The 17,621-nt window shown below is 44.9% G+C and carries 18 protein-coding genes and 2 tRNA genes; 18 read left to right on the forward strand and 2 right to left on the reverse strand.

All coding sequences use genetic code 11. The annotated features are described in order from the left end of the window. Positions 1-59: 59 nt before the first annotated feature. The gene (locus BACSA_RS01020) at positions 60-809 is read right to left on the reverse strand and encodes a polyprenol monophosphomannose synthase (protein ID WP_041584152.1); all 750 of its coding nucleotides are present in this window, start codon (positions 807-809) and stop codon (positions 60-62) included. A 290-nt stretch (positions 810-1,099) separates the two neighbouring features. Between BACSA_RS01020 and BACSA_RS01025 the strand changes: the two genes are divergently transcribed. Both BACSA_RS01025 and BACSA_RS01030 read left to right on the forward strand, forming a co-directional pair. Further along, positions 1,100-1,172 (forward strand) — tRNA-Lys (locus tag BACSA_RS01025). 48 nt (positions 1,173-1,220) lie between these two features. Then, positions 1,221-1,296 (forward strand) — tRNA-Lys (locus BACSA_RS01030). Between the two features lie 94 nt (positions 1,297-1,390). Here the strand turns inward: BACSA_RS01030 and BACSA_RS01035 are convergent. Continuing rightward, positions 1,391-2,803: an undecaprenyl-phosphate glucose phosphotransferase gene (locus BACSA_RS01035; RefSeq protein WP_013616273.1), complete on the reverse strand. Its 1,413-nt coding sequence runs from the start codon at positions 2,801-2,803 to the stop codon at positions 1,391-1,393. Between the two features lie 746 nt (positions 2,804-3,549). On the opposite strand from BACSA_RS01035, the gene BACSA_RS01040 reads away from it, so the two are divergent. From BACSA_RS01040 to BACSA_RS01115, 16 genes are all read left to right on the forward strand, one after another. After that, positions 3,550-4,809, forward strand: a complete 1,260-nt coding sequence (locus BACSA_RS01040; protein WP_041583816.1) for an MFS transporter — start codon at positions 3,550-3,552, stop codon at positions 4,807-4,809. After that, entirely contained in the window at positions 4,806-5,381 is a 576-nt protein-coding gene (locus BACSA_RS01045) for a bifunctional nuclease family protein (RefSeq protein WP_013616275.1), read from the forward strand. The genes BACSA_RS01040 and BACSA_RS01045 overlap by 4 nt, the downstream gene beginning before the upstream one ends. Positions 5,382-5,398: 17 nt before the next feature. Continuing rightward, on the forward strand, positions 5,399-6,106 hold the full coding sequence (locus BACSA_RS01050; RefSeq protein ID WP_013616276.1) for a 16S rRNA (uracil(1498)-N(3))-methyltransferase: 708 nt from the start codon (positions 5,399-5,401) through the stop codon (positions 6,104-6,106). A 44-nt stretch (positions 6,107-6,150) separates the two neighbouring features. Continuing rightward, the gene (locus BACSA_RS01055) at positions 6,151-7,692 is read left to right on the forward strand and encodes a DUF4836 family protein (protein WP_083802503.1); all 1,542 of its coding nucleotides are present in this window, start codon (positions 6,151-6,153) and stop codon (positions 7,690-7,692) included. 10 nt (positions 7,693-7,702) lie between these two features. Then, positions 7,703-8,347 (forward strand): ATP-binding cassette domain-containing protein, encoded by a 645-nt coding sequence (locus BACSA_RS01060; protein ID WP_013616278.1) that lies wholly within the window; start codon positions 7,703-7,705, stop codon positions 8,345-8,347. Between the two features lie 41 nt (positions 8,348-8,388). Then, a complete protein-coding gene (locus BACSA_RS01065) occupies positions 8,389-9,579 on the forward strand; it encodes a hypothetical protein (protein ID WP_013616279.1) in 1,191 nt (396 codons plus the stop codon). 5 nt (positions 9,580-9,584) lie between these two features. Beyond that, a complete protein-coding gene (locus BACSA_RS01070; protein ID WP_013616280.1) occupies positions 9,585-9,995 on the forward strand; it encodes a secondary thiamine-phosphate synthase enzyme YjbQ in 411 nt (136 codons plus the stop codon). Between the two features lie 256 nt (positions 9,996-10,251). Further along, positions 10,252-11,781, forward strand: a complete 1,530-nt coding sequence (atpD, locus tag BACSA_RS01075; RefSeq protein WP_013616281.1) for a F0F1 ATP synthase subunit beta — start codon at positions 10,252-10,254, stop codon at positions 11,779-11,781. A 27-nt stretch (positions 11,782-11,808) separates the two neighbouring features. After that, on the forward strand, positions 11,809-12,054 hold the full coding sequence (gene atpC / locus BACSA_RS01080) for an ATP synthase F1 subunit epsilon (protein ID WP_013616282.1): 246 nt from the start codon (positions 11,809-11,811) through the stop codon (positions 12,052-12,054). Positions 12,055-12,088: 34 nt separating this feature from the next. After that, positions 12,089-12,583 (forward strand): hypothetical protein, encoded by a 495-nt coding sequence (locus tag BACSA_RS01085; RefSeq protein WP_013616283.1) that lies wholly within the window; start codon positions 12,089-12,091, stop codon positions 12,581-12,583. Further along, positions 12,498-13,562 carry a F0F1 ATP synthase subunit A gene (gene atpB / locus BACSA_RS01090; protein WP_083802505.1) on the forward strand — a complete coding sequence of 355 codons (1,065 nt, stop codon included), beginning with the start codon at positions 12,498-12,500 and terminating at the stop codon, positions 13,560-13,562. The genes BACSA_RS01085 and atpB overlap by 86 nt, the downstream gene beginning before the upstream one ends. 41 nt (positions 13,563-13,603) lie before the next feature. Further along, entirely contained in the window at positions 13,604-13,858 is a 255-nt protein-coding gene (gene atpE, locus BACSA_RS01095) for an ATP synthase F0 subunit C (RefSeq protein ID WP_013616285.1), read from the forward strand. 15 nt (positions 13,859-13,873) lie between these two features. After that, positions 13,874-14,377, forward strand: coding sequence for a F0F1 ATP synthase subunit B (atpF, locus tag BACSA_RS01100; RefSeq protein ID WP_013616286.1), 504 nt, complete (start codon positions 13,874-13,876; stop codon positions 14,375-14,377). 6 nt (positions 14,378-14,383) lie between these two features. After that, the gene (locus BACSA_RS01105; RefSeq protein WP_013616287.1) at positions 14,384-14,938 is read left to right on the forward strand and encodes a F0F1 ATP synthase subunit delta; all 555 of its coding nucleotides are present in this window, start codon (positions 14,384-14,386) and stop codon (positions 14,936-14,938) included. A gap of 10 nt (positions 14,939-14,948) precedes the next feature. Further along, a complete protein-coding gene (gene atpA, locus BACSA_RS01110; RefSeq protein WP_013616288.1) occupies positions 14,949-16,544 on the forward strand; it encodes a F0F1 ATP synthase subunit alpha in 1,596 nt (531 codons plus the stop codon). A 5-nt stretch (positions 16,545-16,549) separates the two neighbouring features. Further along, positions 16,550-17,443 carry a F0F1 ATP synthase subunit gamma gene (locus BACSA_RS01115; protein WP_013616289.1) on the forward strand — a complete coding sequence of 298 codons (894 nt, stop codon included), beginning with the start codon at positions 16,550-16,552 and terminating at the stop codon, positions 17,441-17,443. The last annotated feature ends 178 nt before the right edge of the window (positions 17,444-17,621 follow it).

A 17,621-nucleotide genomic window follows, 5' to 3' on the forward strand; every position in this document is an offset into this window, starting at 1 on the left:
GCGGATATGCGGTATAGCTCTCTTGCGTTGTAACGTCTATATTCAAAGTGTTGTTATGGTTAATCATGCCGTATCTGCGGATATGTTTTGAATAGGCTGTCCCATTTCAATCGGATTACTCCGAATACGGCTTCTCCAAAAATGCTGCTGTTCATTTTCGAAGTCCCTAATTCTCTGTTAACAAAAATAACTGGAACTTCTTTTATTTTGCAACCGCATTTGTATGCCGTAAATTTCATTTCGATTTGAAATGCATACCCTTTAAAGCGGATTTTGTCAAGTGGGATTGTTTCCAGCGCTTGGCGGCGGTAGCATTTGAATCCGGCGGTCGTGTCATGGATAGGAAGCCCGGTAATAATCCGTACGTATTTTGATGCGAAATAGGACATCAATACCCTTCCCATGGGCCAGTTTACTACGTTTACTCCACTTATATAACGCGAACCGATAGCGATGTCGAAGCCCTCGTCGTGGCAAGCTGCATATAATCGGGGCAAATCAGCGGGGTTATGGCTGAAGTCTGCATCCATTTCAAATATATAATCATACTGGTGTTCGATTGCCCATTTGAATCCTGTAATGTATGCAGTCCCTAAACCTAATTTCCCTTTCCTTTCTATCAGGAACAGGCGTTCCGGGTATTCCGTTTGCAGATTGCGTACAATTTGAGCTGTGCCGTCCGGTGAGTTATCATCAATAATAAGAATGTGGACACATTTTTTTAATCCGAATACCGCCCGGATAATATTTTCTATATTTTCTTTTTCGTTGTAAGTCGGTATGATTACAACGCTGTCACTTGCCTGCATCATATTATTTTTTTTGCAAAGATACAGAATGAGGTTGATTAAACAAAGCACTAAAATGTTTTTGTAAGAAATTTAAGTCCAATAAAAGCATCGTGGTGGAGGGCAGGGACTGATTCGCACCGTAAATGTAGGGCAAATCGAAGTGATTTGGGGGCTGTTTCCTGCTCTGATAAGCGGTATATACCCCGCAGAATGTATGAAAACTAATTTTTATTGTAAGATTTATGCCGAAATATTTGGCTATTTCAAATAAAGGCTATACATTTGCACCCGCAAACGAAAAAGAAGTCGCACTCTTAGCTCAGTTGGTAGAGCAACTGACTCTTAATCAGTGGGTCCAGGGTTCGAATCCCTGAGGGTGTACTTCGGAGGGAGTTTGCGCGGGAAATTTGACAATTTATAGTAGTGGATGCACTCTTAGCTCAGTTGGTAGAGCAACTGACTCTTAATCAGTGGGTCCAGGGTTCGAATCCCTGAGGGTGTACCAGGCCGTGAGGTGAAAAAGAAAAAGATTCTGAAAACGATGCGTTTTTAGAATCTTTTTTTTGTTGTGTATCTGTCTGTATGCAAGTGCTGAGGTTTTAATATGCGTTTTTTTCTCCCTGGATTGCATTGCGGATGGTACGGTAGATAATATAGATGTCCAGTCCGAAGCTCCAGTGTTCGATGTACCAGATGTCGCCTAATACACGGCCTTCCATGTCTTTCAGTTCTTTTGTCTCTCCACGGTAGCCCGTGACTTGGCTCCAGCCTGTGATGCCGGGCTTTACAAAATGGCGTACCATGTATTTGTTAATCAGTTTTGAGTATTCTTCTGTATGCTTGAGCATGTGAGGGCGTGGGCCGACTATGCTCATATCGCCCAATAGTACATTGATGAACTGGGGAAGTTCGTCGATGTTGGTTTTTCGCATGATGTCTCCCCATTTTGTCTTGCGCGGGTCATTCTTGGTTGCTTGCAGGGTGTCGGCTTCTTTATTGACTTTCATTGAGCGGAACTTGATGCAATAAAATTCGCGGTCGTTCAGTCCGTTTCGTTTTTGGCGGAAGAATACCGGGCCGGGCATGGTCAGTTTTGTAATGATAGTCACGATAATAAGGACGATGGGGAATAGGGTGCACAAGAATAGCAACGAAAATGCAATGTCGAATGCGCGTTTCAAGGCTTTGTTCTCCGGACGGCTAAGCGGGTCGGGGCGCAGGCTCAAATAAGGCACATTCCCTATCATGTTGAAATATACTCGGTTGTGCAGGTAGTTGCGCAGGTTGGGCACGCTGTAGAAGTGTACCAGGTTGTTTTCGCAATAGTTGATGATAGGCACAATAATGTCGGCTTGTTTAGAAGGAAGGCAGCAAAACAGGAAATGGATATACGTGTGGGAAATAAGGTAGCCAATCACTTCTTCCGGCTTGCCTAAATAGGGACATTCCTTGAATTGGGGGTTGGGCTGTTCGTCAAAATATCCCGCAACCGAATATCCGCTGGCAGGGTCGTCTGCCAGTTCATGATATAATTCGATATTATTGGTCGTGCTTCCTACCAAAACCACATAGTTAAGATGGGATTCCCGGCTCCGGTAAGCTTTCAGGGATGCGTGGAAAATGAGCCTGTATGTACTTAGGGCTATGAATAATGTTGCGATGTAAGCCGCAAAGAATAGGGAGAATACATTGAGGTAATCTCCTGTTGCCAGCAATATGCCGCTTACGGCGGAAAAGTACAAAACGTTGCGTAGTACGCGCAGGACAATTTGGAAACCATGTACTTTCTGCCGGTGCAGGATGACACCTCCCCGCATGGTGCATATCAGGTAACAAAGCGATAGGGTGACCAGTATTTGAATTAATGACGCATGATGGGGAAGAGGGTGTAAAGAGGTCTCTTTCCAATAATATAGTGCATAAAACAGGCCGTTGCATAAACATAAATCGCCTGTGATGACAATAGCCTGAATCAGGCTGTTATATTGGGGCTTATAGTTCTTATTCTCCATATAATTATTGGGTTCGTTTGATAAAAGTGCTTTCTCTATAACATTTAAGTGTCTATTCTTGTTTTAAAGGGCTTTTACTTTCATGTTCTTTCCAAATTTATGTTCAGTAATCTATAAGGTTTCATCTGCAAAGGTCGTAATAAAATTAAACACTCACAAGGATTTCCTTTCAAATTGCCCTCTTGTTTCTAAAATAATGTTAATATATGAAAGGTTTTTGCCTGTAATGTATGTTCCATAACATAAAATGTATATCTTTGCATCGTGTTTTTCATGGTATTAGATTTAAGGTTAATGAAGATTGGGAATCTGGGAAGATTCCCTTTTTTTGTGCCCTGCCGTTTTTATATAGTTGCGGCGGTCCACACAAGTATCTGCATCGGACTGTGCATGTATATCCGAAAGGAACTGTACAGGGGTGAGACAACAGGCGTTACAATTGTTACAAATAACAATTAATAAAATCGAGAAAAGAAGAAAGAAGACTCTTGATTATAAATAATATTATATATAAATATATATTTATATATAATATTATTTATATGTGTCTCTCTCCTTGAAGCCTCCTTGTCAAAATCCGATTTTGTTATTTGTTATTTGTAACAATTGTAACGCCTGACTGTCTTCGTTTGGCGTATCATAAATAAAAACCGGAGCAACTGCTTGGTATTTCCATTAGAATCCCTTATATTTGTTATTGAGTTTGCACTCAAGGCTTATATATAATAAGGTATAGAAGAAATATGATGAATATAAAACTTCGACTGATTGTAATGAACTTCCTGCAGTTTGCCGTGTGGGGAGCTTATCTGACTTCGATGGGGACTTATCTGGCAGGAGTGGGCTTGGGTAGTCACATCGGGCTGTTTTATGCCATGCAAGGCATTGTGTCTTTGTTTATGCCTGCTGTTTTGGGCATTGTCGCCGACCGTTGGGTTCCTGCCCAGCGCTTGTTGAGCTTAAGCCATTTGCTCGCGTCTTTGTTTATGGCAGGGGCAGGTTATTATGGCATGACGGCTGGCGATGCGGTGTCTTTCCCGGTGTTGTTCGCTTTTTATTCGATGAGTGTGGCTTTTTATATGCCTACTTTGGCTTTATCCAATTCGGTGGCTTATACGGCGCTCGACCGTGCAGGACTGGATACAATCAAGGCGTTTCCTCCTATCCGGACATGCGGGACTATCGGTTTCATCTGTTCGATGTGGCTGGTAGATTTGTGGGGATTCCAGTCCAATTATATGCAATTCTTCGTGTGTGCAGGGTGGGGCATCCTGCTGGCGGTTTATGCCAATACGCTTCCGGCTTGTCCGGTGAGCCGGGAGGCTGGCGGGAAGAAATCGTTGGCTGAGGCGTTGGGCTTGAAAGCGTTCTTGTTGTTCCGCCAGCGCAAGATGGCGATTTTCTTTGTCTTCTCGATGCTGTTGGGCGTATCGTTGCAGATAACCAATGGGTTTGCCAATCCGTTTATCACCAGTTTCAGCGCTTTGCCCGAATATGCGGATACGTTTGGCGTCCAGCATGCCAATTTGCTGATTTCGCTTTCACAAATCAGCGAGACTTGCTGCATTTTGCTGATTCCGTTTTTCTTGAGCCGTTTCGGCATCAAGAAAGTGATGCTGATTGCAATGGTGGCATGGGTCTTGCGGTTTGGACTATTCGGATTGGGCAATCCGGGGAACGGCGTTTGGATGTTTATTCTTTCGATGATCGTATATGGAGTGGCATTTGATTTCTTCAATGTGTCAGGTTCATTATTTGTAGATAAGGAAACCGATGTGAGCGTACGTTCCAGTGCACAGGGCTTATTTATTATCATGACCAATGGATTGGGTGCGACCATCGGGACATTAAGCGCTCAGGCTGTAGTAAATTGCTTTGTTGATTTTAATAGCGCGGTTCCTCAGGTCGAGGGATGGAGTAAGGCTTGGTTTATTTTTGCGGCGTATGCATTGATAGTGGCAATTTTGTTTGCTATTGTCTTTAAATATAAACACGTAAAAGAATGAAAGAGATTGAAATGAAAATGCTGGATATGTCAACCGTGTTGAGGCCGTCTAATTCGTTTGCGCTGGTATTGGAAGAAGTTGGGGATGAGAAACGGAAATTGGCATTGATTATCGGTGCGGCAGAGGCACAAAGTATCAAAATGGGAGAGTTGAATTATAATCCGCCCCGCCCTTTTACACACGATTTGATGTTGAATGTCATTAAAGCGGGAGGAATACAATGCATGAAGGGCATCATTTATGAAGTGAGGAACGGCATTTATTACTCCTATTTATATATAAGGAGAGCAGACGGCGAAGTGGAGGTGGTTGATGCGCGTACATCGGATGTGATAGCATTGTCGTTGCGCGCTGGTTTCCCACTATATGTGTACGAAGATATTTTAGAGCGTGAACAATTGAGGAATATATCGACGGACGGCTCTACTTATACGCTTACGGTAAATTCCGTGGATATGGATACGCTGAAAAAGGCGATGGAAGAAGCGGTTGCAGCCGAGGACTATGAACGTGCATCGCAATTGCGGGACGAAATCCGTAAGAGGGAAGATGAAGGAAAAGACAATCGTTGATTTTAGAATGAACAGGTATGCATACATTTTATACACCGGATATTGCGGTAAAGACTGAGCTTCCGGAAGAAGAAGCAGCCCATTGTTTGCGCGTATTGCGGCTTACTATGGGGGATGAGGTAGTGCTGACGGATGGGAATGGATTCTTTTATAAAGCCGTAATCGATTCCATTGCAGGAAAACGTTGCCAGGTGAAGATTGTGGAATCTATCTTTCAGGAGCCGTTATGGAAAGGGCATTTGCATGTGGCGATGGCGCCCACGAAGAATATAGACCGGACTGAATGGTTTGCGGAGAAGGCGACTGAAATCGGGTTTGATGAACTGACTTTCTTGAATTGCCGTTTTTCGGAACGGAAGGTAATCAAGACGGAGCGCATCGAAAAGATTGTGGTTTCGGCGGTTAAGCAATCGCTAAAAGCACGGAAGCCAAAGGTAAACGAAATGATTGATTTCGATAAATTTGTCAGGCAAGATTTTAAAGGGCAGAAATTTATCGCGCATTGTTATGAAGGGGAGAAGCTTTTGCTAAAGGATGCTTTGGATGTTCGAATGGACGCGGTTGTATTAATCGGTCCCGAAGGGGACTTTAGCCGGGAAGAGGTCGCATTGGCAGAGTCTTGCGGATTCCGGCCCATCAGTTTGGGAAAATCAAGGTTGCGTACCGAAACGGCGGCTCTTGTGGCGGTACATCTGATGAATCTGGCACATGTGACGGAAAGCTGATGCAAACAAGTGTAAGATAGAAGCGTTAATGATAAAATGAGATTATGATGGACAATAAAATAATAAGGTGGATAGGTTGGATGGGATGTGTGCTGTTGCTGGCTTCATGCAAAAGCGGAGATGAATACGAAGCGGCTTTACCCCGGGATGCTGCTTTGGTGGTTTCGTTTAATCCGGTATCCATCGTTGAGAAGAGCGGTTTGTCGGGCGAGGAAGGAAAAGCAAAAGTGCAACGCTTGGGGGATGCGTTAAAGAGCGGCATGCAAGGCTCCGGACAACTGGTGGATAAGGTAATGGAAAATCCATCAGAAAGTGGCATTGATTTTCGGAAGAAAGTCTATTTATTTGTAGAATCCCAGTCGGTTTCCGCCGGTGTGTTGGCACGGGTGTCCGATGCGGGCAAACTGGAATCCTTGCTCGAAGTATTGGGCAAACAGCAGATTTGTGATGTTTTGACCCAAGAGGAAGGATATACGTGGACAACTATGGGAAATTGGCTGGTGGCGTATACCTCGGATGCTTTATTGGTGTTGGCAGACCCTAACGGAGGCGTTCCTCAAGACTTGTGCCATACGGCCTCGATGTTGCTCCGCCAGAAGAAAGCGGATGGGTATTGTGCTACATCAGATTTTGAGAAGATAAAAGCCGGGAAGGGGGATATTGTGGCATTGACCTCATTGGACATGCTTCCGGGGCAATACGTAAGTCCTGTTTTGATGGGAGCTTCCGGTGGGTTGGAACTGAAAGATATTAAAACATTGGCAGATGTGACTTTTTCGCAAGGCAAGATGCGTATTGATTTCACCAACTTGACTACTGGTCAAGTCATGAAGCAACTGCAGGAAAAGCAGGCTCAGGCTTTTGGAAAGATAGAGGGGACATATTTGGATAAATTTCCTGCCAATACCGGCTTCTGGATGTCCATGCATATAGACGGGAAGAAAATCTATGAGATCTTATGCAAGCATCCTTTGCTGAACAGCCAGCTGGAAAACTCGATGATGCCTATTGATTTTGAGTCGGTGTTGGGTTCAATGAAGGGGGATATGGCGGTAGCCGGAAATCCTGTATCGGGTAAATTTATTGCTTATGCGGACGTTACCGATGACCGTTTCTTGCAGACGTTTGAAAACCTGAAGCCGTTGTTGGCATTGACAGGCGGACGGATGCAGCTTGTCAGCCGCGGTGCTACGGGTTATGAGTTCCGTGTGTCGGACGGGAGCATGTTAGGGGTACGTCCCGGATATCAGGTGTGGTGGTTCGGTGTTTCGAACGGACGCTTTTATGTGACGAATCAAGTTGACTGGATAGATGCTTTTGTCCCGGGGCAGACATTGCGTGATTGTCCATGGGGAAAACAGGTGGAAGGCAATTTGCTATATTGGGGAATGAATTTGGAATCTGCCGTAGAAGAAGCAGGGCAAACTTATGGAGCGCTATCGGAATGGAAGCAGGCTTTGGGCTTTTTGCAGGGACTGGATTATTTGACGTTTGTCATGGAGGACATGAATAAGTCCCGTTTGGAATTAGTGATGAAAGATTCAGATCGGAATATTCTTCAGTCTTTATTGGGTGCAATCAATTAATACGTAAAGGATGGAAACAATCGAGTTACAACAAACCCTGCCGGAGGTATTTGCCGGCAGGGATAGGGTTATCTCTGATGTATGGCATCGGGAGATAGCTTTTCAGAAAGGGAAGATTTACCTGCTGGAAGCAGCTTCGGGGACGGGTAAGTCTTCTCTTTGTAGTTTTATATATGGATATCGGAAGGATTATCAGGGTATTATTTCCTTTGACGGGCAGAATATCCGCAATTTGTCCGTATCCCAATGGGTGCATTTGCGGAAAACTTCATTGAGCATGTTGTTTCAGGAACTTCGCTTGTTCGGAGAATTGACGGCATTGGAAAATGTGCGGATGAAGAATGCATTGACAGGGTATTGTCAACGGAAACAGATTGACGAATGGTTTCAAAGGTTAGGGATTGATGGGAAAAAAGACCAGAAAGTGGAACGTATGTCTTTTGGCCAGCAGCAGAGGGTGGCGTTTATCCGTGCATTGTGCCAGCCTTTTGATTTTATTTTCCTTGACGAACCGATAAGCCATTTGGATGATGGAAATAGCCGCATTATGGCAGATATACTGAAAGAGGAAGTAAACAAGAGGGGAGTAGGCGTGGTAGTGACTTCTATCGGGAAGCATTTGCCCTTGGAGTATGAGAGGGTATTGAAGCTTTAGGTTCCGCAACGCATTTATTAATTATTCATATTCATCGGATTATGGTTTGGAAATTATTGAGGCAGCATCTGAGCGTCTCCCAATTGGCAGGTTTTTTCTTTGCCAATGTATGCGGTATGGTAATTGTGTTGCTTGCCGTGCAATTTTATCGGGATGTTTTGCCGGTATTTACTCAGGGAGATAGCTTTATGAAAGGGGATTATGTCATTGTGAGTAAGAAAGTCAGTACATTGGGGACAATTGTGGGCAAACAGTCGGCATTTTCTTCGGGAGATATTCGGGACATTGAGGCTCAGCCTTTTGTAAAAGGGGTGGGGCGTTTTATCCCTTCTCAGTTTAAGGTGTCTGCCGGTATGGGGTTGCAGGGTATAAAAATGTCGACGGATTTGTTCTTTGAGGCGGTACCGGACGTATATGTGGACGTAAAATCGGAGAAATGGAACTTTAATCCGAACTCCGGTGAAGTGCCGATTATCATACCTCGTAATTATTTGAATTTGTATAATTTCGGGTTCGCTCAAAGCCGGAATTTGCCTCAATTGTCCGAGGGGTTGATTGGAATGGTTAGTTTGGATATCCGTATCATGGGCAATGGGAAGGTGAAGCAGATGAAGGGGCGTATCGTTGGATTTTCCAATCGGCTCAATACGATTCTGGTTCCCGAAACGTTTATGCGTTGGGCGAATAGCCATTATGGTGCGGGAGAAGACGCAAAGCCTTCTCGTCTGATTGTAGAAGTCAATAATCCGGCGGACGAGCGTATCGTTCAGTATTTTCAGCGGAAAGGGTATGAAATGGAGGGCAATGAACTGGATGCAGGTAAAACGGCTTGGTTCTTGAGGGTGATTATCGGAGTTGTATTGTCGGTCGGCCTGTTGATTAGCGCACTTTCGTTTTACATTCTGATATTAAGCGTTTATTTGTTGTTGCAAAAGAATATGCGCAAATTGGAAACCTTGTTGTTGATAGGATATAGTCCGGCGCAAATAGCGCGTCCTTATCAAATACTTACCATTGCATTGAACTTGTTGGTGTTGCTTTTAGGTGTTGGGATTGTGGCGTGCGTGCGTTCTTGGTATGTGCCGGTCCTTTCTGCTTTGTTCCCTGAAGCGGGTGTGGCTGGGTTGGTTCCTGCGCTGGTTGTGGGAGTCGTAGTTTTTGGGTTTGTATCTGTGCTGAATGTATATATAATTCGCCGGAAGGTGAATGCTGTTTGGTTTCGTAAAAAGTAGAGCGTATGGTTAGGCAAGTCGAATTTACATTAAAACCTCGTACGAGAGGGTTTCATTTGATAACGCAGGAAGTAATGAGCCATTTGCCGGAGTTGCCCGAAACGGGTCTGTTGCATTTGTTCATTAAACATACGAGTTGTGCATTAAGCATTAATGAGAATTATGACCCTAGTGTGCGTAATGACATGGAGCGTATTTATAATAATCTGGTGAAGGAGAATCAGGCTTATTATACGCATGTGGATGAAGGTCCCGATGATATGCCGAGTCATGCCAAATGCAGTCTGACAGGAGTGTCTCTTACCATACCTGTAACGTCCGGACGCTTGAATTTGGGTACATGGCAGGGGATTTATTTATGTGAGTTCAGAGATTATGGCGGAGCACGTCGGATTGTGGCCTCAATACTTGGTTAAGCCTCTTTGTTTTCGCACACGGAATGTTTTTTGTGTGAATAAATGTTTAAAAACGGGCGGTATTGTCTCCCCTTTTTAATATATAGTTTCATGTTCGCTGGAAAAAGTGGTTTTTTTACAAAAAAATGTTAGTTAGGATGACAAGATAATAAGATATTTATATAAATTTGCGTAGATGATTAATGATACATTGAACCATTAAAATGTGGTTCTGGTAGAAAATAGTTGAATCTATAAAAAATAAAGAGTAAAGCTTATGTCAAAAATCGTTGGACACATTTCGCAGGTAATCGGTCCGGTGGTCGATGTGTACTTCAAGTTGGATGAAGGGCAGGATGTAGAACAATCATTGCCGAAAATCCACGATGCGTTGACAATCGTCCGTAATGACGGTCGTACGTTGGTGATTGAAGTGCAGCAACATATCGGTGAAGACACTGTACGTTGCGTAGCCATGGACAGTACGGATGGTTTGAAACGCGGAATGGAAGTCGTTCCTGCCGGTCACCCGATTTCTATGCCGGTTGGAAGTCAGATTAAAGGACGTGTAATGAATGTGGTCGGTGATGCTATCGACGGAATGAAAGAATTGGATAAGGCGGAAGGCTTTCCGATTCATCGTGAACCGCCGAAGTTTGAAGACTTGGCTACTTCGCAAGAAGTCCTTTTCACGGGTATTAAAGTTATTGACCTTTTGGAACCTTATTTGAAAGGAGGTAAAATTGGTCTGTTTGGTGGTGCCGGTGTAGGAAAGACCGTGCTCATCAAAGAGTTGATTAACAACATTGCCAAGAAGCACAATGGTTTCTCCGTCTTTGCCGGTGTGGGTGAACGTACCCGTGAAGGTAATGACTTGTTAAGGGAAATGATTGAGTCTGGCGTAATCCGTTACGGCGATGAATTCTTGAAGAGCATGGAAGAAGGCAATTGGGATTTGTCGAAAGTGGATTACAAGGAAGTGGAGAAATCTCAGGTATCCATGGTGTTCGGGCAAATGAATGAGCCTCCTGGTGCACGTCAGTCGGTGGCTCTGTCCGGTTTGACACTTGCGGAATCTTTCCGTGACCGTGATACGGGCGAGAATGGTCCGCGTGATATCTTGTTCTTCATTGACAATATCTTCCGTTTCACTCAGGCTGGTTCCGAGGTTTCGGCTTTGTTGGGACGTATGCCTTCTGCGGTAGGTTATCAGCCGACATTGGCAACGGAAATGGGACAGATGCAGGAACGTATTACTTCTACAAAGAATGGTTCTATCACTTCGGTACAGGCTGTATATGTGCCTGCCGATGACTTGACAGACCCGGCTCCTGCAACGACCTTTACTCACTTGGATGCTACTACGGTGTTGAGCCGTAAGATTGCCGAGCTTGGCATTTATCCTGCCGTTGACCCCTTGGATTCTACTTCACGTATTTTGGATCCGCTGGTCGTAGGCAAGGAACATTATGATACAGCCCAACGCGTTAAGCAAATACTTCAACGTAATAAAGAGTTGCAAGACATTATCTCTATCTTGGGTATGGATGAATTGTCGGACGAAGACCGTCTGACCGTAAACCGTGCCCGCCGTGTACAACGGTTCTTGTCACAACCGTTTGCCGTAGCAGAGCAGTTTACGGGCGTGCCCGGCGTGATGGTTTCAATCGAGGATACAATTAAGGGATTCAAGATGATACTGGACGGCGAGGTGGATTATCTTCCGGAACAGGCTTTCTTGAATGTCGGTACGATTGAGGACGCGATAAAGAAAGGAGAGAAACTGCTTGCTGCTGCGAAAGGATAGTATTGAGTTTTTTAAAACTAAGAAAGAATGAAAGAACTTCATCTGGTTATCGCTTCACCTGAACAGACCGTTTTCGATGGGAAAGTGGACATGGCTGTATTGCCCGGCGAGCTTGGAGAATTTCAAGTGCTGGTGAACCATGCGCCATTGATTTCTTCGCTTATGGCTGGAGAAGTGAGGTATACGGCTGGAAAAGAATCGCATGCCTTGGCTATCAAGGGCGGATTTGTAGAAGTCAGGGACAATCAGATATCAGTTTGTGCCGAGCTCTAAAGAGAGGGAAGCTTGAGTTAATGCTATTGACAGAATGTTATTAAAGGCGATAAAGAAGAAATTCATTCAGGAACTGACAGGGACAGGTCTGATCCTGACAATCGGAACGCTGTTGTTTTTCCATTTCTTTTTCCCGGAAAGGTATTTCCAATGGTTTCCGCTGATTCCTGTGTTTTTCTATGTCTTTGGCCTTTTCTATATTTATATGTTTGAATTCAGCTATCAGCTGGGGGCAGACAAAATAGCGATGACTTATTTGATATGTAAGGTGCTGAAATTTATTTTGAGCGCTTTGGTACTGATATTTTACGGATTCGTAATAGAAGACGAGGTGGGTGCTTTCGTGGCTGCATTCGTTTTCTTTTATTTTGCGTTTCTGGTTTTTGAAACCCGTTTCTTCCTTCGCTTTGAAGCGAAACTGAAATTAAGTAAACAAGTAAAAAATGAAAAAAATACGGTACATAGTAATAACACTGCTGCTTTTGTTGGCAATTCCAACCACGACGCTGAAAGCGGAAACGGGCAGTGATGGGGAGATAGATGTGAACGAATTGATATTCGGGCATATCGGTGACGCGTACGAGTGGCATATAGTCTCGTTTGGCGACACTCATCTCACTATCCACCTTCCGGTAATCGTAAAAAGCAGTACGGGCTGGCATGTGTTCTGCTCTTCTCATTTGGAAGGAGGAGAAGAATACGAAGGCTTGTACATTGCCGAGGGGGGTGCCAATGACGGTAAGATAGTGGAACGGAATGCTGCCGGTGAAGAGGTGAGGCCTCTTGACATTTCCATAACCAAGAATGTGCTTGGCTTGTTCATCAACAGTGCGTTGCTGGTGGTGATTATGCTGGGCTGCGCGCGCTGGTATAAGAAACACGCGTTAGAGCAGGGAGCTCCTAAAGGCGGTGTGGGAATGATAGAGGCAACCGTAATGTCTATTTATGACGATGTAATCAAAGGCTGTGTAGGTGAAGATTACAGACGTTATGCACCTTATTTGCTGACCGCTTTCTTCTTTGTGCTGGTGAATAACCTGATGGGATTGATTCCTATCTTTCCGGGAGGGGCGACTGTAACAGGTAATATTGCCATTACGATGGTCTTGGCATTATGCACGTTCCTTTTCACCAATATTTTCGGTACAAAGGCTTATTGGAAAGACATTTTTTGGCCTGAAGTTCCAACATGGCTGAAAGTGCCGGTACCTATGATGCCGTTGATAGAATTCTTCGGTATATTCACTAAACCGTTTGCATTGATGATTCGTCTTTTTGCCAATATGATGGCAGGCCATGCCGCTATGTTGAGTTTGATAGCAATCATTTTCATCACGGTTAAGGCAGGACCGGTAATCAATGGTTCAATGACAATCGTCGCTGTGGCATTCGGAATTTTCATGAATGCGCTCGAGCTTTTGGTCGCATTTATCCAAGCGTATGTGTTCACGATGCTTTCGGCCGTGTTTATCGGTTTGTCGAGAGTGAAAGAACACGCAGAAAAATAAAGTAATAAATTAAAAGTATAACCAATTAAATTTTTAGAATTATGTTATTATCAGTTTTATTGCAGGCTGCTGCAGGTGTTGGCATTAGTAAATTAGGCGCTGCTATCGGCGCAGGTATCGCAGTATTGGGTGCAGGTATCGGTATCGGTAAAATCGGTGGTGCTGCCATGGAAGCTATGGCACGTCAGCCGGAAGCATCAGGCGATCTGCGTATGAACATGATTATTGCTGCTGCCTTGGTCGAAGGTGTGGCTCTGATTGCAATCGTGGTTTGTTTGTTGACTTTGTTCTTATAATAAAAACGATACATTATGGGATTATTAACTCCGGATCCGGGGCTGGTGTTCTGGATGATTATCACGTTCGGCGTCGTATTCGTCTTGTTGGCGAAATATGGCTTCCCCGTAATCATCAAGGCAGTAGAGGACCGGAAAGCATATATCGATAATTCGTTGAAGGCTGCACGCGATGCGAATGAACAGTTGGCGAACGTGAAGCTCGAAGGCGAAAAGATTCTTGCTCAGGCACGTGAGGAGCAGAACCGCATCTTGAGTGAGGCCGCCGTTACACGCGACCGCATTGTAAAAGACGCTCAAGACCGGGCTATTACCGAAGGCCAGCGGCTGATGGCGGAAGTGAAAAAACAGATTGAAACGGAAAAAGAAAGTGCAATCCGTGATATCCGCCGCCAAGTGGCTGTCCTTTCGGTCGAAATTGCCGGGAAAATCATGCGGAGTAAGCTTGCCGATACAAAAGAGCAGAATGCTTTGATTGACCGTATGTTGGATGAAATGCTTGAATCTTCTAAAAAATAATAGGTTATGAATACAGGAGTTGTTTCCAGACGTTATGCAAAAGCTTTGCTCGCTTATGTGAAGGCGGCAAAAAAAGAAGACAAAGTATATGAAGAAGTGAAAACGTTAGCTTCATACTTTGAGCGTGTTGCCGGTTTGCGTCACGCGGTGGAAAATCCTGTATTGGATATTCCGGCAAAACTGAAACTCTTGCGGGAAGCTGCGGGAGGAGCGGGCGTGAGCCAGGAACTGATGCGTTTCTTCGGGCTGGTATTGGAAGAAAAAAGAGAGAAATTCTTGCAGTTCATGACCTGGTCGTATATCGACTTGTATCGTGAGGATAAAAACATTCTCATCGGCAAATTGACAACGGCTGTTCCTTCTCCTAAACTGGTGGCGTATTTGCAAAAGACATTGTCTGAGGCGAATAACGCAACGGTTGAACTGGAGACGAAAGTGGATGCTAATCTGATCGGCGGCTATATCGTAGAAGTGGCAGGCACTCGTATGGATGCAAGCGTAGCCAACCAGTTGAAGCGTGTAGAACAGCAGTTTATTGCAAAAAACAGAAGAATAATTTAAAACAAAGCTTATGCCAGAAAATAATAATATTAAACCCAGTGAAGTTTCAGAAGTGCTTCTCCAGCAATTGCAGGGGATTGACACTTCACTGAAATTCGACGAAGTGGGTACCGTGCTTCAGGTGAGTGATGGCGTGGCTCGTATTTACGGATTGCGTAATGCCGAAGCTAACGAATTGCTTCAGTTTGAGAATGGTATCATGGGAGTCGTGATGAATCTGGAGGAAGATAATGTCGGAGCCGTTTTGTTGGGTCCTACCGACCAGGTAAAAGAAGGTATGGTAGTAAAACGTACTAACCGTATTGCCTCTATTAATGTAGGCGAGGGAATGTTGGGACGTGTTATCGACCCGTTAGGCGTGCCTTTGGACGGGCGTGGCGAAATCACAGGGGATACGTGTGAGATGCCTTTGGAGCGCAAAGCGCCGGGAGTAATCTTCCGCCAGCCGGTTACCGAGCCGTTGCAGACAGGGTTGAAAGCGATTGATGCGATGATACCTATCGGACGCGGGCAACGTGAGCTGATTATCGGCGACCGTCAGACAGGTAAGACCGCCATTGCGATTGATACCATTATCAACCAGCGCCATAATTATGAGGCAGGTGATCCGGTATATTGTATCTATGTCGCTGTAGGACAAAAAGGGTCTACGGTGGCGAGTCTTGTAAATGTATTGCGCGAAAAAGGCGCGATGGATTATACGATTGTGGTAGCCGCTACCGCTTCCGATCCTGCTGCCTTGCAGTATTTTGCGCCGTTTGCGGGAGCTGCTATCGGCGAATATTTCCGCGATACAGGCCGTCATGCCTTAGTCGTTTACGATGACTTGTCAAAGCAGGCGGTCGCTTATCGTGAAGTGTCTTTGATTTTGCGCCGCCCCTCAGGACGTGAAGCCTATCCGGGCGATATCTTCTATCTGCATTCCCGTTTGTTGGAGCGTGCGGCGAAGATTATCAGCCAGCAAGAGGTGGCAGAAACCATGAACGATTTGCCCGCAAGCCTGAAAGGGAAGGTGAAAGCCGGCGGTTCGCTTACCGCATTGCCTATCATTGAGACACAGGCAGGCGACGTTTCGGCTTATATTCCTACCAATGTGATTTCTATTACCGATGGCCAGATATTCTTGGAAACAGACTTGTTCAACCAAGGTTTCCGTCCTGCCATCAACGTGGGTATTTCTGTATCCCGTGTCGGTGGTAGCGCACAGGTCAAGAGTATGAAGAAAGTGGCAGGTACGTTGAAAATCGACCAGGCGCAATACCGCGAGCTGGAGGCATTCTCTAAGTTCAGCAGCGATATGGACCCTGTCACCGCTATGGCTATTGACCGCGGACGTAAGAATAATCAGTTGCTTATCCAGCCTCAATACACGCCGATGCCGGTAGGTGAACAGGTGGCTATCTTGTATTGTGGCACGCACTCGTTGATGCGGGAAGTCCCCATAGACAAAATACGTGCTTTTCAAGATGCGTTCTTGACCACCATGCGTGCAAATCATCAAAAAGATGTATTGGATGTCTTGGCGGCTGGCAAGATCAGTGATGAGGTAACGGCAATCATCGAAAAAGTAGCGGCAGATACAGTAGGACAATTTAAAGAAAAATAATCATCATGGCATCACTGAAAGAAGTAAAAGGAAGAATCAGTTCCATCAACGGTACGCTGAAAATCACTTCGGCGATGAAGATGGTGGCCTCTGCTAAGCTTCACAAGGCGCAGGGGGATATCGAAAGCATGCTTCCTTACGAACGAAGACTACATCACATGCTTACCAATTTTTTGAGTTCGGGGCAAAGTGTAGAGTCGCCTTTCATTGTGAAACGTGATGTGAGGAAGATTGCCATCGTCGTGTTTGCGTCAAACAGCAGTTTGTGCGGGGGCTTCAATGCCAATGTAATCCGGCACTTGCAGGAAACGGTTGCAGAATATGCGAAAACAATCGGGAAAGAGAATATCTTGGTTTATCCGGTAGGACGCAAAGTTGCGGATGCTGTCAAGAAAATGGGGTTTGCTCCCATGGGTGATTACCAGCACATGAGCGGCAAACCGAATTACCAGGAAGCTTCCGGTTTGGCGGCAGAGCTGATCAACCGTTATTTGGCGGACGAGGTTCAGGAAATCATTCTGTTGTATAATCACTTCAAGTCAACATCTTCGCAGGTGCTGGTGAAAGAGGCTTATTTGCCGCTTGACCTTGAAGCTGAGCAAAAGGCAGGTGCTGCACAAGAAGGCAGGCAGAAAGGGCAGATGGAGGCAGATTACATTATCGAACCCTCAGCAGAGCGGGTTATGCAGGAATTGCTTCCTAAAGTGCTCCGTTTGAAAATCTATACCGTCTTGCTTGATTCGGCTGCCGCTGAACATGCCGCACGTACAATGGCGATGCAAATTGCAACGGATAATGCGAATGATTTGTTGCAGGAGCTTACGTTGCTCTACAACAAGAGTCGTCAGCAGGCTATTACCAACGAATTGCTCGATATTGTGGGCGGTACGATGGCGTAAATAGTTTAAATGAAAAGCTTAGAAATGGAGAAAGGAAAGTAATGTTTGCTTTCTGTAGTCTTCGTTTCTAGGCTTTTTTTGTGGAATTATCTTAGATTCGTTCAGATAATTAAGAATTGATATAATCCTCTATTTTTCAAGCCTTAGAAATTCTCTAAGGCTTTCTTTATTTATCCGT

The organism is Phocaeicola salanitronis DSM 18170 (assembly GCF_000190575.1).
Lineage (GTDB): Bacteria > Bacteroidota > Bacteroidia > Bacteroidales > Bacteroidaceae > Phocaeicola > Phocaeicola salanitronis.

Coding starts and splice junctions, on each gene's coding strand:
- BACSA_RS01020 (WP_041584152.1), bottom strand. CDS start 809: ATGCAGGCAAGTGACAGCGTTGTAATCATACCGACTTACAACGAAAAA.
- BACSA_RS01035 (WP_013616273.1), bottom strand. CDS start 2,803: ATGGAGAATAAGAACTATAAGCCCCAATATAACAGCCTGATTCAGGCT.
- BACSA_RS01040 (WP_041583816.1), top strand. CDS start 3,550: ATGAATATAAAACTTCGACTGATTGTAATGAACTTCCTGCAGTTTGCC.
- BACSA_RS01045 (WP_013616275.1), top strand. CDS start 4,806: ATGAAAGAGATTGAAATGAAAATGCTGGATATGTCAACCGTGTTGAGG.
- BACSA_RS01050 (WP_013616276.1), top strand. CDS start 5,399: ATGCATACATTTTATACACCGGATATTGCGGTAAAGACTGAGCTTCCG.
- BACSA_RS01055 (WP_083802503.1), top strand. CDS start 6,151: ATGATGGACAATAAAATAATAAGGTGGATAGGTTGGATGGGATGTGTG.
- BACSA_RS01060 (WP_013616278.1), top strand. CDS start 7,703: ATGGAAACAATCGAGTTACAACAAACCCTGCCGGAGGTATTTGCCGGC.
- BACSA_RS01065 (WP_013616279.1), top strand. CDS start 8,389: ATGGTTTGGAAATTATTGAGGCAGCATCTGAGCGTCTCCCAATTGGCA.
- BACSA_RS01070 (WP_013616280.1), top strand. CDS start 9,585: ATGGTTAGGCAAGTCGAATTTACATTAAAACCTCGTACGAGAGGGTTT.
- atpD (WP_013616281.1), top strand. CDS start 10,252: ATGTCAAAAATCGTTGGACACATTTCGCAGGTAATCGGTCCGGTGGTC.
- atpC (WP_013616282.1), top strand. CDS start 11,809: ATGAAAGAACTTCATCTGGTTATCGCTTCACCTGAACAGACCGTTTTC.
- BACSA_RS01085 (WP_013616283.1), top strand. CDS start 12,089: ATGTTATTAAAGGCGATAAAGAAGAAATTCATTCAGGAACTGACAGGG.
- atpB (WP_083802505.1), top strand. CDS start 12,498: ATGAAAAAAATACGGTACATAGTAATAACACTGCTGCTTTTGTTGGCA.
- atpE (WP_013616285.1), top strand. CDS start 13,604: ATGTTATTATCAGTTTTATTGCAGGCTGCTGCAGGTGTTGGCATTAGT.
- atpF (WP_013616286.1), top strand. CDS start 13,874: ATGGGATTATTAACTCCGGATCCGGGGCTGGTGTTCTGGATGATTATC.
- BACSA_RS01105 (WP_013616287.1), top strand. CDS start 14,384: ATGAATACAGGAGTTGTTTCCAGACGTTATGCAAAAGCTTTGCTCGCT.
- atpA (WP_013616288.1), top strand. CDS start 14,949: ATGCCAGAAAATAATAATATTAAACCCAGTGAAGTTTCAGAAGTGCTT.
- BACSA_RS01115 (WP_013616289.1), top strand. CDS start 16,550: ATGGCATCACTGAAAGAAGTAAAAGGAAGAATCAGTTCCATCAACGGT.